Origin of the sequence: Bradyrhizobium elkanii WSM2783, from assembly GCF_000472865.1 — a bacterium.
Lineage (GTDB): Bacteria > Pseudomonadota > Alphaproteobacteria > Rhizobiales > Xanthobacteraceae > Bradyrhizobium > Bradyrhizobium elkanii_A.
Map to the genome: position 1 here is coordinate 1 of NZ_AXAP01000124.1, position 16662 is coordinate 16662.

9 protein-coding genes and 1 pseudogene are annotated in these 16662 nt (G+C 59.4%); 8 read left to right on the forward strand and 2 right to left on the reverse strand.

All coding sequences use genetic code 11. The annotated features are described in order from the left end of the window. Positions 1 to 891: 891 nt before the first annotated feature. Positions 892 to 1731 (forward strand): alpha/beta fold hydrolase, encoded by an 840-nt coding sequence (locus tag YY7_RS0146190; RefSeq protein WP_028168966.1) that lies wholly within the window; start codon positions 892 to 894, stop codon positions 1729 to 1731. A 517-nt stretch (positions 1732 to 2248) separates the two neighbouring features. On the opposite strand, the gene YY7_RS0146195 is transcribed toward YY7_RS0146190, so the two are convergent. Beyond that, complete coding sequence (locus tag YY7_RS0146195; RefSeq protein ID WP_028168967.1) at positions 2249 to 3379, reverse strand: hypothetical protein; 1131 nt, start codon at positions 3377 to 3379, stop codon at positions 2249 to 2251. Between the two features lie 330 nt (positions 3380 to 3709). On the opposite strand from YY7_RS0146195, the gene YY7_RS0146200 reads away from it, so the two are divergent. From YY7_RS0146200 to YY7_RS0146245, 7 genes are all read left to right on the forward strand, one after another. Further along, positions 3710 to 4804, forward strand: coding sequence for a hypothetical protein (locus YY7_RS0146200; protein WP_028168968.1), 1095 nt, complete (start codon positions 3710 to 3712; stop codon positions 4802 to 4804). A gap of 544 nt (positions 4805 to 5348) precedes the next feature. Beyond that, the gene (locus YY7_RS55495; RefSeq protein ID WP_080664157.1) at positions 5349 to 6635 is read left to right on the forward strand and encodes a tyrosine-type recombinase/integrase; all 1287 of its coding nucleotides are present in this window, start codon (positions 5349 to 5351) and stop codon (positions 6633 to 6635) included. Beyond that, positions 6610 to 7134: a hypothetical protein gene (locus YY7_RS0146215; RefSeq protein ID WP_028168970.1), complete on the forward strand. Its 525-nt coding sequence runs from the start codon at positions 6610 to 6612 to the stop codon at positions 7132 to 7134. Before YY7_RS55495 ends, YY7_RS0146215 begins: the two co-directional genes overlap by 26 nt. 533 nt (positions 7135 to 7667) lie before the next feature. Further along, a complete protein-coding gene (locus YY7_RS0146220; RefSeq protein ID WP_196237444.1) occupies positions 7668 to 10250 on the forward strand; it encodes an AAA family ATPase in 2583 nt (860 codons plus the stop codon). A 269-nt stretch (positions 10251 to 10519) separates the two neighbouring features. Next, entirely contained in the window at positions 10520 to 10870 is a 351-nt protein-coding gene (locus YY7_RS0146225) for a hypothetical protein (RefSeq protein ID WP_155255633.1), read from the forward strand. Positions 10871 to 11939: 1069 nt separating this feature from the next. Further along, positions 11940 to 14372, forward strand: coding sequence for a type IA DNA topoisomerase (locus YY7_RS0146240; RefSeq protein ID WP_028168975.1), 2433 nt, complete (start codon positions 11940 to 11942; stop codon positions 14370 to 14372). Positions 14373 to 14857: 485 nt separating this feature from the next. Then, positions 14858 to 16321, forward strand: a complete 1464-nt coding sequence (locus YY7_RS0146245; protein ID WP_155255634.1) for a S10 family serine carboxypeptidase-like protein — start codon at positions 14858 to 14860, stop codon at positions 16319 to 16321. 84 nt (positions 16322 to 16405) lie between these two features. Here YY7_RS0146245 and YY7_RS0146250 read toward each other — a convergent pair. Then, positions 16406 to 16662, reverse strand: a pseudogene (locus YY7_RS0146250) (IS256 family transposase); the annotation flags it as partial.

Sequence of the window (16662 nt, forward strand, 5' to 3'; positions counted from 1 at the left end):
GAGCCCATCGATGACGTAACCAACATCCCTTACCCGCCGAGGTCTGCGAGAGGATGAGACGACCATGGAGGATCGGTCTTCCCGGCGCATGCGAACACTGGTGACCCGAATGGCCCGCTCGAGGCCTGTCCGCTAATCAGTTCGAATGCGCGCTGATATCCATGATGGCCCGGAGCCCAGCACGCTCCAATCAGAGGCCGGATACATTGATGCAAGACCGCATCTGCCAGGTTGACGAAACCGCTTGCAACGCGCGGCCGGACCATACATTCGGGTCATTCGCGTCGGCATTGCCATGTCCGCCTTCTGGTCCGCTGTCGACAATACCCGACCTTACCGACCGAGAGCTGGGTGTGGATCTCGACCGATTAGGACGGCAAGATAAAAGCGACGGTGTCGCTCTGTGCCATCCGGGGTCGTAAGTGTTTGTCTGCACATTGTTTCAGATGGCACTGCAGCGGCACCGTATGAAGCGGTCTGGTGCCGCCCGAAGCGAGAAAGCATTCAAAATCAACGTTCCGAGCGCCATCGTTCACAGCATAGCGTCTTGTTGCGCGTGCTCGGCGGGATGTCCGGCCATGATCGCATGGGAGGCCGCTGCCGATGAAGATGGGCACTATCGCTTCGCCGTGGCGCTATGATGGGGCGGCCGTTGCGCGCTCCAACCGGCAAAGCTCGCGACTCCTCACGACTTTTCCCTACGCCTTTGCGTGCGGCGGCGGGCGCGATTTCGGAGGGTGGTCCCGTTATCCCCCAGAAGGCTGCCCTTTCGATGGCTGCTCTCTCGATCTTCCCGCTATCGACGCATGGCCCCAGGGTCGATCCATTGGAACCTGCGATCGGGCCGATCGTTGCCGACAGATTAGCTGCAGCAGATCAAAGGTCGGATCAATGACGACAGCGGATTGGCCTCTTCCGGAGCGCTTCACGTTTCGGGGGCATTCGATCGCTTGGGGAGCAATGGGCGAGGGGTCGCACGCAATTTTGCTGCATGGTACGCCCTTTTCATCATCGGAGTGGCGCAGAATTGGACCCTTGCTGGCCCGACAGCGACGTGTCTTCTGCTTCGATATGCTTGGCTATGGTAGGTCCGACAAGCCCAACGGCGACGTGTCCCGTGGCGTTCAGAATGAGCTTTTCGCAGCCCTTTACGGTCATTGGGGCCTACAAGACCCGGATGTCATCGCGCACGATTTCGGTGGCTCCACGGCGCTGCGCGCTCATTTGCTTAACGGGCTGAACTATCGATCGTTGGTGCTCATCGATCCGGTCGCAATCAGCCCGCAAGGCTCGCTGCTCGTCCAAGCCGCCAAGGAACACGAGGAGGTCTTTAGCGGCCTGCCATCCTACGTTCACGAAGCAATCCTGCGTGCCTACATCAGCGGCGCCGTTGCGAACGCGTTACGAGACGACGAGATTGAGCTGTATCTTGCACCGTGGCTGGGAGCCGAAGGCCAAAAAGCTTTTTGGCGCCAGATCGCGCAGATGGACGACAGATACTCGGAGGAGGTCGAGTGGCGATACGGCGAGATTCGCTGTCCCGTCGCCATCCTTTGGGGAGAGAAGGACGAGTGGATTCCACTTGAAGACGGTCGCGAGCTTGCGCGCCGGGTTCGAAACGCTCCCTTTCACATCGTACCCAATGCGAAGCATCTCGTGCAGGAAGACGCGCCGGAAGCAATCGTATCGACGGTACTTGGCTTCTGGCGGGGCCTGGAGAAGCGGGATTAACGTCCGCGTCGAGCTTGTCGGGTCCGCTCTCTCGGCCGTTGTCCACTGCACCCGATATCTGTCCGAGACTCGTGCGCTGCCCCACTGCGGCCCTCGACGTTTGATGCGGCATTTGCCTAGTAGGCCACGAAATCGTGCAACATCGCGGAATGGCGCGCCGCGCCGGGTGAAGATGAGAACTACGCCTACGCTATAGCCCTGCTTTAAGCTAGTGGTCAAAGTCTGACGCTTGGTACCCCACCAATTGACGCCGCGAACCGCGACAATGGTTAGGCGGCATTGGATGAGCGGGTTGCGGAAGCTGTCGTTTCTCTAGACTAATGGTACGATCTTCGCCCGGTTCTGGGCTGTCTCGGGCATAGCAACTCGAAGCACACTGGCTATACCACCGGACGCCGCTTCGAGGAATTATAGGAGTGATCCGGACTGGGACGAGTAAGTGCGCTACAGGCCCGCTCTCGTTTTTGTGGCGCCACAACGGGCCTTCCGAACGGCTCGGCACGGGTGTTAGGCGCTGCTATTTCGGCAGCGGGCCAAGCGCCAATTTTCCCGCGTCTGTCAGAGAGCCGCATCTGAAGATTGCACCCATGTTTTCCTTCTGACCCGGGAAGTCTCCATCCCACGAATAATAGATGCTGGCGGCCAATCGTCCCTGATCGACAAAATGCTTCAGGGTCGCACGCTCAGCCTCGACAAGATGGAGCCGCACTTCGTCGTTCACCGGGCATGACTGATCCCGGTTGTTAAATGCCCATTCCGTCAGCCAGCAAGGCTTGCTTGAGGTGCAAGCGTGAAAAATGACTTCGAGAACGGCAAGACGTTGCGCGAGAGTCTGATGGGGATCGCCGCTCGTATAGGCATGGACGCCATAGCCGTCGACAAATTGATCTGCGCCGTGCTGGCGCATGAACGTAACTGTGTCAGCGACACTGGTGGCGACCTGGCCGTTGAAGGATTTCGGCCCTGCGAGCCCGACATTTGACAGACCGCCCGTGATGATCGGCGTTTCCCTATTCAATCTCGAATGATCACGAACATCTTTTATGACCGCCAGGATCTTGATGTACTGCAGGTAGCCAGAGGCGACCCTCCGCGCCTCCCCGTCTTTCGGATTGTCGAGGTCCGCCAATCCCAGAATGCGCCCTGAGCCGTGCGCGGGAAAGTCGGCGTTGTATCCGACGGTGTTGAACTCGTTACCGATCTCGAACGCGGTCAGCTTCACGCCCGCGTCCTCCAGCGCGGCGAGCTGTGCCGCAAATGCCGCTTTGAACCCGGTTGGATCAGCATCGATGAGCGCGGGGACCCTCCATCGGCGGCCGACGGTGGCATCGACTTCACTTGTATGTTGTCCGGTTCCGCCAAGTGTCGGATAGATGATCGCCACCATGCCAATTCCGCGACGATAAGCCTCGACGACGAAGCGATTGAATTGTGCCTCGGCCTGTGAGGGAAATCCTTCTCGGATCGTCTTTACTCCATAGCTGGCCAATTCGTTGAGTTTCGTATCCTGTTGAGCCGACGCGGTGGTCCCATAGCCGCGCAGATTGACTCCAATGATTGGCTGGCCTTGAGGCGCTGCGTAACTCTGCGAGGTAAACAAAAACGTCCCTAAAACAAATAGAACGACCGTTTTCACCGCGACTTTCATACTGAACCTCCACGGCGACGCTCGATCGGTCGGTACGCGTGAAATGGCCCGTTCAGATTCCGGCCGGACCAAAGCGCTCATCTGGTTGCCATGTTCTCGCCACCCTCTTTACTCCGATTGACGACGTCCTTTTATGACGGCTTCCCCCGTTCTTGGGCTACTCCGATCGCTGGAAGGCGATGGGGGGCGGAACTGCAACCACAACACACTCGCGCCGCCGTAGGCCCCATGAAGATAGGCGCAAAAATTACGCCGTGGTTCGACGGCGCCGTCGATAAAACGCAATAGGGATGATGTTAAAAAGGCTTAGCAACGCGGGAGTGAAGTACCATGAAACGAGCGATCTCCGGAATCTTTTCGGTTGTGGCGCTGTCCTTGGCCGTGCCGGGCCTGGCTTCGGCAAGAGGATGTGATGCCGGGGTCAACGTGAATAGCTTTCAGAATTTTGACGCCGCGGCACAAGAGGTCATCGTCCAGCAACTGATCACTTCAGGCGTGCGCTGCGTTCGAACCTCCTTACGGCCGGATGACAAGAACATTCACCTTGCGAAGGAGCTGCAAGACAAAGGTGTTGGTCTGGTTCTGGTCACCGGCGCCGAGTTCTATCCCAACGCTCCGGTACGACCCGCAGACGCCGCTCGCCATATGCGGAGCGCCCGTTCCCTGAGCGCGATTGATCCCGAGCGTTCCCGCGCTGCTTACCAGTCCCTGTTCGACAAATTGGACGCCAACGGGATTGTTCTCTCTGGAATCGAGGTTGGAAACGAGGTCAATTGGACCGATTTCAACGGTGATTTCCCCGTCCCGGGTCAGGGAAAGGCCTTCAACTTAGAAGATCTCTCGCGGGATCCCGAAGCCCAACAGGTTGCCCGTGGGTTTCTCCAATACCTGAAGGCCTTGGCGGCATTGAAGACGGTCCGAGATCATTCCAAGCTCAACCGGCAAACACCCATTATTTCCGCCGGGATGGCGGCGGTCACCGGTGCCGACTGGCAACGGAAACTGAAGGTCGATGGCGTATCTATCCCTGCAACTTACGCGTACCTGCGCGCTCATGGGCTCGACGAAATCGTTGACGGCTATGGCGTGCACTACTATCCGCCGGAAGTGAATCCGAGAGACAAGACGGCCGCGGCACAGCGCCAATCGGTACTCGACAATCAGATTTTTCCGCCGGGGAATGCGAAGCCATACTGGCTTACGGAATGGGGCTTTTCCAGCACAGCAACCTCCTCGGCGGAAGATCAGGCGCGCATACGCTCCGTGACCGAGATGCGCGGCTATTTCCAGCGTCTCTTTAGGGAGGGGCGTTTGAAAGGTGTCTTCTGGTATGTCTGGAATGAACCGGATCGGTCTTCCATTTACCGCAACGGCGCCCTAATGGAGGCCGGCAAGCTAGCTACAGCACCAATGACAGCGCAATAAGTTTGACGCCCGCCTTATCTCTGCGAATCGCAATCGCGTTGTAGAGTTGAGGATATCAGCAATAACTTTTGATCGACCACCGTACGTAGCAAGTATTTTTTCTCCGCTCTACGCTCCGCCGCTACGCTTGCTAAAACCTCGTTGAACTGCCCCGTTTTCTGCCTCTTCTAAGCCTCCCTGTGAACGGGTGCGCCTCGACAATGGCGGCTATCGGCGGGATCACCTGCGCACCCTGGCGCAGTGTGTCCAGGTTGCGGACGACGAGGTCCGCATCATGGGATCGAAATCGGAACTGCTGCGAACCCTGGACGCCGCTTCAAGCGTAGAAACGGCGGCGTTCGGCGTTCATAGTTCTGTACTGAAATGGCGCGCCCGGAACGATTCGAACGTCCGACCCTCAGATTCGTAGTTAGCACCGAGCATTCTTGCCTCACCACTCACGTTAACTCAGTTGCGATCAAGAGCCGTCAGAAGACTTGCTAATACCTTGCGCGGCACCATCTTCGAACGAAGCACCTCCAGTCCATTGACACCAAGAGCATTTATGAGCGGTCACGAGTTATCTGCTTCTCAAGTAGATTCTGCTTCCGCATTGCTTCCGAACGCGGAAGCGATTCCATCACCTGCAACAAAGAGAGCCCGCGTTGTAGATCGCAATGCCTTCACAAAGGCAACTGTCCGCAAGATGTGCTGCCCCGCGGGGCAAGCTGAAAGGTTTTTCTGGGATGCGGACTGCCGTGGTCTAGGCATACGGGCCCTAAGTTCGGGAAGACGATCCTGGATCTTCCAATACAGGGACCAGCACGGCCGAACGCGGCGGATCGTGCTCGGTGATCTATCTGTGGTTAGCCTGGACGATGCCCGCGAAGAAGCGCGGCGCAAGGCCGCGAGCATCACTCACGGTGCAAACCCTTCTGTCGAACGCAAGGCTAAGCGGAACGCCGGTACGGTATTGGAGCTGATCGAAACCTATTTGTCACAAGCAAAGGCCCGGCTTCGACCTCGTTCCTACAGAGAGACGGAACGAAACCTGCGCAAGCATGCGGCAAGCCTCCATCACGAGCGCGTGGAGGCCGTGCGCCGACGCGACATATCCGAGGTGCTGGAACGCATTTCGGAAAAATCGGGTCCAATAGCCGCCAACCGCGTAAGGGCAGCGCTGAGCGCCCTGTGGAGCTGGGGGCTTCGGACAGGGCGCGTTGACGGGGACGCTAACCCGGTAACATTTACACTCCAGCACCCAGAACGGACCCGCGAGCGCACGCTCAATGATGTGGAAATACGTGCCATCTGGAACGCGACAGAGACCAGCGAGGACTACGCCCGCATTGTGAGGCTATGCCTTCTCACCGGATGCCGCCGCGAGGAGATTGCGGGTCTCCGGTGGCGGGAGATCCTAGCCGACAAGATCGCGATCGGCGCGGACCGCATGAAGGGCAGGCTCCCTCATGAAGTGCCGCTGGTACCCATGATTGAAGTCGCCTTGCCGCCGCGCCCGGAGAATGCGGATGGCTTCGTCTTTGGCAGACGGGGAACCGGTTTCTCCGGCTTCAGCGACAGCAAGGAAAAGCTTGACGCAAAACTCAAAAAATCTGGCCTCAATATACAGCCTTGGGGCCTCCACGACCTGCGGCGGACCTTCTCGACCCGGCTGCACGATGCCGGCGCCGATCCGATCGTGATCGAGGCCTTGCTCGCGCACAAGCAACAGGGTGTCGCCGCGGTCTACAACCGTGCCTCATTCCGGGAGGCAAAGAGGTCCGCCTTGCTGCGATGGCACCAGTTACTTATGGAGATCATAGGGCATGACCAAGAAGCGCGTCGATACTGAACTCGCCGAAGAGAAATCCGCCTTCGCGAGCTTTCCCATCGTCGAAGACGTTTATCCCATTGTGGTCATGCCGGCGGACGTTAAGGCGAGCATCGCGCGCGCCGCCGCTGCGGAGGCAGTGGGCGAGGAGATCCCCGCAGATACAACCAAGGACCTGCCCCACGATTTTCGAACCGCTGTCACGGACCAAGACGTTCAAGATGCGCGAGATCGCCATTTCAATGGCTTGGAAGCGGCCGGAAAGGGAAAACGCCAGCAGCCTCGAATGATAAACAGGCTACGAGCGACGGACGTGTTCGTTCAGCGCGAGATAGCCGACGGAACTTTGTTCGCTGTGGGACCGAACAGCACAATGCACCGAAAGGTCCGGGAATGGCTAAATGGAAAGGCTGCTCGCACAAAAGATAACAGGAAGTCTCGACGAAAGCGGATAGCAGACGGGGCAGTGCGAGCACTGCTGAGGCAAATTAGAGCCCTCCGCGGCGCTACGGGCGATTAAATTGCCCCATCCCGGTTCTGCTAATCCGTGATCTATGAGGAGCCCTCAAGCAAAATCATGAGGGCCTTCCATGTCTCTGGATGCTTTAGACCCGATACTCAGTGAGCGAGAGCTAGCCGCTTGGCTACACACTTCTCGTCCTACCTTGCAACGCCAACGGTCTGATGGGAGCGGCCCGGAATTCGTTCAATTGAGCGAGCGCCGCATCGGTTACCGGAAATCTGCCGTCGAGCGTTGGCTGGCATCGCGCACAACCAATCGGATTGGCGATCACGATGGGCATGAGCGGCACGAGTCCCTGCCTGCTGCGAACATCTCTGGCTATCCTAATTCCAGTTCCGTGGCGTCAATCAACCCACTGCGATTGGAAAGGGGCCAGTCGAAGCTCGGGGTGAGCCATGACTAGGCCCGCTATTGTCGCCCCTAGGCCAGCGCAGCAAGACCAGAGAGGCCCGCCGCCCGACATTGCCGCTACGGTAACAACCAGCGCCGAAGCCAGTACGAAAGCCACCGCGGCACTAGGCTCCGTTGAAGTGACGGCGGCGAGCGGTGACACCGGAGTTACCGGCACGGTAACTAGCCCCCGGCAGGGAGCGTCGTCGACCGACGAAGAACCTGCCACCGGCAACAACAAGCAGTTCATGGAGCAAGTGGTGGTCTGGCCTGGAAGCGCAACTGCTCCCGGCTGGATCAACCTCCACTGCCACCTCAAGAACACCGACCCGTCGAAGAACGGGGGGAAAGACTACGTCGTCGGCTGGCCGAAGAAGACGGTGGACGACTTCCTTAGCATGGCCTCTTGGGTGGAGAGCACCAGCCAGTTTTTCGATGTTTGGTTCTGCACCTCGCAACAGCACAAGTGCGGGACAAGTAAGACGGGCAAGGCCAAAGCCGTCCGCAACGCGCAGAACGCCACCTGGTTGAAGGCCATCTGGATCGACTGCGACGTCAAACCCGACGACACAACTGGTAAGCACTACACTTCGATGCAAGAGGCGCGGGCCGCTATCGTCGCCTTCTATAAGGCTGTCGGCCTTCCGGCGCCGAGCGCCGTGGTGGACAGCGGAGGCGGCTTGCATGTCTATTGGATCGCGGACGCGCCGATGGCGCCGGATGAATGGCGCGGCTACGCCGAGGGCCTGAAGGCCGTTCTGATCCGGGAGGGTATAAAATGCGATGCCGGACTCACCACTGATTGCGCCCGTATCCTTCGTACGCCGGGTACGCTGAACCATAAGTATGCTCCGCCCCGGCCCGTGAAGTTGATGCATTGGGGGCAGCTGTACGACTTCCCGGCGGCGCTCTCCGTTTTGCGCGGTCTAGCGCCGACCAAATCTGCAGTGAAGGCCTCCTCGCCCTCCTTGGTTCCGGCGATCGAACCCGGCCAGGAGAGCCGCTTCGAGAATGGACCTGATTCCGCTTTCGCGTCGCTGACTGGGGTTGACGACCTCGCCGCTGGCATCGCTCGACGTAGCGGCGTCCCGCTCGACCCGGGCCCGATCTTCGAGAAATGCGGCTTCATGCGCCATGCGCGCGACACGGGGGGCGTGGACTATGACAATACGCTCTGGATGTATTCGGTGCTGTGCGCCACGTTCCTGGAGGACGGCAACGCGATAGCCCACGAGATTTCCAAAGGTCACCCCAGCTACACCGAGGCTGAAACCCAGCGGATGTACGAGCGGAAACTGGCAGACCGCGCCGAACGCGGTATCGGCTCGCCCGGTTGCGCAACTATCAAGGGAGCTGGTTGTACCTCATGCGCGACCTGCCCTTTCTTCACGCAAGGCAAGTCACCGCTTCACCTTACCGGCGCTGTTACCGCCACGGTAAATCCTGGCTCGACGATGGCAGCACCGGCGATCTGGTCACCAGCAGACCTGAGGGTGAAGTTCTCGAACATCCGGCACCGTCGTACCTTGTATGGCTACGACCTGGTTCGCGGTGAGATCACCGTCCTTGCATCGCCAGGTGGCTTCGGCAAGTCCTCCCTCGCCATCGGCATGGCCATCTCGATCGCGACCGGCAAGGAACTCCTGGGCGAGAAAATCCGCGGCAGCGACCTGAAGGTCTTGCTCATCAACGCCGAGGACAGCACCGACGAAATTTGGCGGCGCGTGTGGGCCTTTTGCCTGGCGCATGGCGTGACCGAACTCGAACTGGATCGCCTTTACGCCGCAGGCGCCGACGATCCCTGCGTCCAAAGCCTCGCTTTTCTGCAAACCAACGACAAGGGCTACTCGAAATTGGACGCAGCCGGGCTCGCCCAACTACGAGCGCAGCTTCAAGTCCTGTCGCCGGACGTCATCGTGCTCGATCCGCTCGTGGCACTGTGCGCGAGCGGCAACATGAACGACAACGCCAGCATGTCGCTCGTGATGCGCGCGCTGAAGGGACTGGCGGCCGAATTCGACTGCGCCATTTTGATCGTGCACCACACCCGCAAGAACGCGGAGGCCGGTGCGGCCGACGCCATCAGCGGCGCGGCTTCGATCGTCAACCTGGCGCGGCGTGCAATCATGCCCGTCATCGTGTCCGCGGAGGAAGCCCCAGCACTCGCGATACTCCCGTCAGAGCGGCTCCGTCATTTCAAATTGGTCGACGCGAAATCCAACCTGGCGCCCCGCAGCACCGATCTGCCAGTCTACCGCTTGCACAGCGTCGAGCTGCCAAACGACGAGCCTCCAACGTATCCTTTCGGAGACAACGTGCAGGCTGTCGTTCGTGTGCAATTGCCATCCCAGGTCAGCGGAGGCGGGTCAACGGACGACCCAAAAATACGACAAGCAATCCTCGACCTCGTCAAGCGCGGCAAAACGATCGACGGCAAGGTCTACCCGTACAGTCCGAGCCCGGCCGGTGCCGACAACGTCCGCTCGATTATGGAGGACGCCGTCGCTGCCGTGGAGGCCGCCACAGCTCCGCGGCAATGGGCTCCCGGCGACCTCGAAGCCGTGGTCAAGGCGGCCATCAAGAACATGCAGAGGGAAGGTGCCTTGGCATCCAGCGAGATCAAAGGCACGGGGCGATTTCGGAGAGGGCAAGGACTTCAGGTCAACCCCTCACTCACCGCTAACGGAGATACCGATGCAGCCGAGACTGAAGTCGCCGACTAGCCCGGTGGTCAATTGGTCAATTCTCGGTCAATTGATGGTCCAATCCCCTGCGGCAGTGGTGGTGGTCAATGGGCCCCCCTTTAGGGGGCCATTGATCACCTGCCGCCCTCACAGCCTCCATTGGCCACGGTCACTGCCGACAGCCTTCGTAGGGTGCCCCGCTGCCGTCGTCGGCTACGCCGTTGTGGTGCTGGCCGAGCGCATTACCCGCCAAAAGCGTCACAGATCGACTACCGCGGAGCCGGACGCCTTATCGCCGGGAGGCACGAATGTCCTTTCTTGAAGAGATGCGGAAAGCAGGCAGGCAGCTCGATGCTCTGCCCCCCGACCCCTGGCGGAAGATTATTGCCCACGCCATCGACGGCGTGGAAGCCATGAGCACCGTTGCACTCCTCGACCTTGTAGGGGCGCGCCCCACGACCAGCAACGCGCGCCGGCTCGCCGCGATCATGCGGGACCTGAAGTTCATTCCGATTCAGTCCCGCCGCCTGCTGCCCGGCGGCTTTCGCGACACCGTCACGCGGGGGTGGGCACGGCCGCTGCGCGGCGTCAAGGTGGAAAGACAAGGCGCTGCGGCGACGAGGATCAATGAGAAGAAAGGACCTCGCCATGTTTTCTGAACCAGGTCATCCCGACCCCCCTCTTTCGGATTGGGCGAACTTTTCGCATTTCTTGCCGTCCAAGCTCGATGAAGTAATTGATCGAGAAGACATCGACCTGCCTTGGGAAGTGCTGCCGCTGGCGAGGGGCGCTGTCGTGCCAAGCCAGCGCTGGCTCCTCTCCATGGGTTTCCAACCCGGCAAGTACAGGCCCCGCGGTTGGCGGCGCGTGAGCGCGGACCTCTATCGAATGACGCTTTTCCGATCGAGGGTCGCCGGGACAACCTTCGAGATCCGTCGCCTACCGGGGGCAGACCTGTGGCTCATCTTACGGTGGCATCAGCTCTGCGCGGGCATGCTTGGCGATAGCGAAGCGCTGGTCTACTTCTTTGGCGCAAGCCCATTGCTCACCAGGCACTTCAGAGAGGCAATCCACTTGGCGAAGAAGTATGGGATGACCGAGCCCCCGATCGGGCTTAGTTGGGCTAAGGCGCTCCCAAGAAGAGTTTTTTCGGCTATGAGATATGTCGAAGCGCGCGCTGGGCGCGAGCGTCGCACTGGTGCAGCGGTAGGCCGCGCTTATGCGTGCCGATGAGGCACGCCGCAAAATAACCAAGGTCGCAACCCGACGGCCCAACGCGACGCCACCGCCACGTCAGGACGCAAAAAATGGGAGCTAGGTGGCAAGCGCTTGCCGCCAGGCAGCGATAGCTGCCCTGGCTTCGACGGGTCGGAGCGCATCCGCACCCAGACGCTTTTGGACGTACTTGAAGTCCCGCAGCGCGCGCGTACCGCGGGTACATATCGGCACCTTGCGAAGGTGATGGGCGAACTGGGCTGGACGGCAGTACGCGTTCGCGACAAGGAGCAAGTTCGCGGCTACGTCAGGACCCCGTCTAATCGCCACTGATGTGCCGGTCGCTGCACGCCGGTTCAGGATCGAAAACGAGGTGCATGACCGTTCAGTCGTGGACTTGAACATACGTCTTGGATCATCGGTGCGCGATCTTCGCCGTCAAGCGCAGGAGGGCTTGTAAGATCGTTTTGTTCGCTATATGTTCTTAGCGATCCTGATCGAAACGCCCCCATAATGGCTGATCAAATCGTCATCACGGAGAAATCGAGCCAGGCGAAGGACGTTCGCGCAGCCGTTGGTTCTCGCTACGGAAACATTCTCCCGGCCGAGGGTCATTTGTTCGACCTGCTCGAACCGGAAGACGTGGTGCCGGAATGGAAGCGCTGGTCGCCGGTCCTGCTGCGCCCAGAAGGTCTTTACGGTACCCGGCCGGCAGAGGGCGGCAATAAAGCCGCCAAGCTCAAAGCCATTCGAGAGGCCCTTCGGACCGCCAAGCAGGTCTGGCTCGCCACCGACTGCGACCGTGAAGGCCAACTGATCGGTCAGGAAATTCTCGAGCATTACGATTACCGCGGCCGGGTACTCCGGGTACTGTTCACCGCGCAGGACGCGCAGACCATCCGCGATGCGTTCGAGCGGGCAAAACCCAATACCGAATATGCCAGGCTTTACGCCGCTGCCGTCGCCCGCCGGCAGGCTGACCAGATCTACAACCTGTCGCTCACTCGCACTGCGACCGTCATCATGGGCCAAGGTGCTCGGAGGGTGATCGGGGTTGGTCGTGTGAAGACCCCGACCTTGGCGATTGTCTGCAAGCGCGAACTGGAAATCCGGAACTTCGTGCCAATCGCCTATTTCGAGGTTGTTGCGATCGCCAAGGTTGCCGGAGGGCAATTCCAGATGCGCCACGCGCTGCAGCAACGGATCGTCCAGCGCGAGGTTGCGCAAGATGTCGTCAATGCAGCTCAGGCCTTCGAGGGCGCGCTTGCCGTGCGCGTCGAAGACAAGCGGCAGGGGCCGCCCAAGCTGTACGATTTGCCGTCCCTGCAGAAGCTATGTGGCTCGCGCTTCGGCTGGCCGGCCAGCAAGACGCTCGAGGTGGCGCAGGAACTCTATGACGGTCAGGGCAAGAAGATCATCACCTATCCGCGTGCGGAGGTACGCTACCTGCCGCAGAGCTTGATATCGGACGTTCCGAAGATCGTGGCCGGACTGCAGGTAGGCCAATCGTTCAGCGTAATCCCCGTGCCTGAGCCGCCGATGATCCGCAAAGGTGCTGGCGGCAGTTTCTACGACAAGGGACTGGAGGGCGTGAGCCATCACGCCGTCATTCCCAACGTCAACACGATCGACAAGCTGCACGAGGTTTGGCCTCGGTTGTCGTCCGACGAGAAAAAACTGTTTGACGTTGTCGCGCGAGCCTATCTGGCCGCGTTGATGCCCGATTTTCGTTATCGGCAGACAACAGCGTTTCTCGACGTGCGCGGCTTCGAATTCCGCGCTTCCGGTCGCCAGCCCATCGATCTCGGCTGGCGCGCGGCATTCCCGGACTGGCAGCCCGCCGACGAAAAAGGCGATGAGGCACAATTGCTTCCGGCGCTGCGCAACGGTGAGACCGCACAACTGCAGGATCCACAAATTGAGGACAAGGAGACCCGGCCACCGGCGCGTTACAACGAAGGCACTCTCATCGATGCGATGCAAAATGCCTGGCGCTTCGTCGCCGACGAGGTTCTTCGGGAACGCCTGAAGGAAGCCAAGGGTATCGGCACGCCGGCGACCCGAGCCGAGATCATCGGTGGGCTCAAGAAACAGAGCCTTCTGATCACCCAGGGGAAGCACATCGTGCCGACCGAGATCGGCCTCTCACTGTTCGACGTTTTGAGACAGGCCGACCCGGCGCTTGTCGACCCAGGCGTAACAGCGCAATTGGAGTGTTTGCTCGACGATGTTGTAGTCGGAAAGCAGAAGATGATTGGTGCCATCGACGCCGTGTGCGATGTCGCCCAGCGCATCATCGGTAAGTTGAAGGAGGGCGCGGCGGCCGGAGGGCTACCCTCGTTGGGTCCAGCAGTCGGCGACGGCGCCGCGGCGTATCCACCTACGTCTACGATGAAGCGTTTTGCCGACAGCATCATCCGGCACAAGGGTATCAAGCCCCCGCCCGGCTACAAGACGTCAATATCGATCTGCCGCAAATTCCTCAGCGAACACGCGCCGAAGAAAGTCAACGGTGAAGCGCGTGGGACGCATGAACCCAAGGGGGTTAGCCCCGCACAGATGTTATACGCTAAGAAAATTGCACAGGGGAAAGGTGTCGTCATTCCTGACGAAGCCAAAGCTAACTCGGCCGCCATGTCCGCATGGATTGCCTCGAACCGTGACGGGAAGCGGCGAAGGCCCTGGCGCAAGACCGCCTACACGCCCGCTCGATCGGCTGCTCCCCAATCGACCGTGCCAAAGAAACCTTCCCGAAAGCGCAACGCTGCGGCTGCTGCCGCTGCATCGGCGACTGCTCAAACAAATTCCGCAACCGGCACACCACTACGGATTCCTTATGGCAACAAGGATGTCGCGCTGAAACTGGGCGCCCGCTATCGTTCCGGTGGGTGGTATGCCCCACCTGGAGTTGATCTCGCCGCATTTGGCGAGCGTGGATGGCTATAACGATCGGTCGCTATAGCGTGCGTTGGAGAACGATCGGCACGACGCGCTCACACGATCTCAACGCGCAGTTCGGTACCCAGCGAGTCTAGGTGCGGGCCGCTTTTTAAAAGGTCGTAGAACGCTTTCCCTGTTGATTAAGGTTGGACGATCGATGCGTGGCTCAGTCTTGCTCGAAAGTCGTGGCGCATTGGCAATGCCGTTGTCTCACCGGCCGCTGGGTGCACCTCTGGCCGGTTCAACTTGCTACCTCCCGCAGAAACGCCGCAGATTTCCGTCACCATGCGCGCGACCCAGCAGGTGACCGTGCCGTCCATACCGCGATCCGCTTCATGATCTGATTAAGCCGAAGCTGAATCCGTGCCCGTAATTGGAGAAAGTCCATGCATCGCTTTTTAATGATGCTCTTTGCATTCACTCTGACTACGGCAACCGCCTTCGGTCAGGACTCTACCACAAAGGCCGGCGAGAATGCTGGCCGCGGTGAAATGGCAGCGCCATCCCGCTCGAGTTTGGCTCACAGCGATACCAAAGAGATGCCTGCCGAATCGGGAGTTCTGGCGCTGTTGCCGCCCGATGCGGAAACGGAACATTCCTTGGATCTCGGTGGACGGAAGCTATCCTACAAGGCCACCGCGGGCACGCTCGGTTTGTTCGGACAGGACGGTCAGCGATCCGCCGCCGTCTTCTACACCAGCTATGTCGCTGAAAATGCCGGTCCTGACCGACCACTGACTTTCGTCTTCAATGGCGGCCCCGGAGCCGCTTCAGCCTTTCTTCACCTCGGGCTTGTAGGCCCTAAGATTCTCGACTTCGGCCCCACAGGGCGAGACGGCTCTACCGCAAGACTAGTCGACAATCCGCAGAGCTGGCTCGACTTCACTGATCTCGTCTTGATTGATCCGGTCGGGACGGGTTGGAGCCGCACGGCGAAGGCCGACGACGCGAAGAATTTCTATGGCGTACGCCAGGACGCGGTGGCTATCGCGAAGACAATTGCCCTTTATCTTTCGCATACCGGTCGAATATCGTCGACAAAGTATCTGCTTGGCGAAAGTTATGGCGGTCTCCGCGCCATTAAAGTGGCCAAGGCGCTCCAGCAAGATCAAGGTGTCATAATTTCAGGCATCGTGATGCTGTCTCCTCTTTTGGAAGGTGCACTGCAATTCGGTGCAAGTCGATTTGCGCTCGGAGCATCCCTTCAGTTGCCCACTCTGGCTGCAGCCGAGCTTGAGCGACGTAATGCCTTTTCGACGAAGGAAATTGAAGCCATTGAACAGTATGCGCGGACTGAATATTTAACGACGCTTGCAGGTCCACCACCAGCCACCGCAGCTGCCGAATCGTTTTATGAGCGTGTCGCCCAGTTAACCGGTTTGCCCCTCGAAACCGTCCGCAATACACGCGGCTTTATTCGCGATGCCTATGTGAAACATTTGAAGGAAGGTGGCGCTGCCGTAGTCAGCCCCTACGACGTCATGTTCACCGCTCCCGACCCGTTTCCTGAATCGGATTCGTCTCGCGGCGACGACCCAGTTTTGGACGGATTCGTGCGGGCTTATGGCGGCGCTTTTGTGAATTACGCCCGGGATCAACTTAGCTTCAAGACTGAAATGACGTACGCGCTGCTGGCCTCCGATATCAACGGCAAATGGGATTGGGGCAATGGTCGATCTGGCGGTTCTCGCGCTCAAATTAGCGTTAGCGACGACATCCGCGAACTTCTCGCGGTAAACCCTTCGCTCCGCATTATGATTGCACACGGATACAGTGACATGATTACGCCCTATGCAGTCAACAAATACGTTGTCAATCACCTGCCTGAAAATCTCGCCAGTCGCGTAGCCTTCAAAGTTTACCGAGGCGGACACATGCTCTACACAACCAACCCATCCCGAATTGCGTTTTCTGCAGATGCAAAGATCTTTTACGCGGGACAGTCGAGAGATTAGCTTACTTCAAGCTCTAACGGCCCATCTGTGGTCCGAAGGGAATGGTTCATGAGAGCTATGGCCGAAATTGGGTGATGGGGCCGATCAGGCGGCGCGGTTAGCTGGCGTCGTCGATTCTGCGACGCCGTCGGTAAATTTGACGCCGGCAATGACCCTTGGCAACTGATTTTCGCCCTTCAGCCGGCGCCAGGTTTTGGCGGCGCTCATGACGAGCTTGAAGACCATGAGCCTTGCCGTCTTGTGCGACAGGCTTCCCTTGGAGCGGACGGTCCGGTGGCGGACTGTGGCGAAGACGCTTTCGATCGGGTTGGATGTGCGCAGGTGGTCCCAATGCTCGGCCG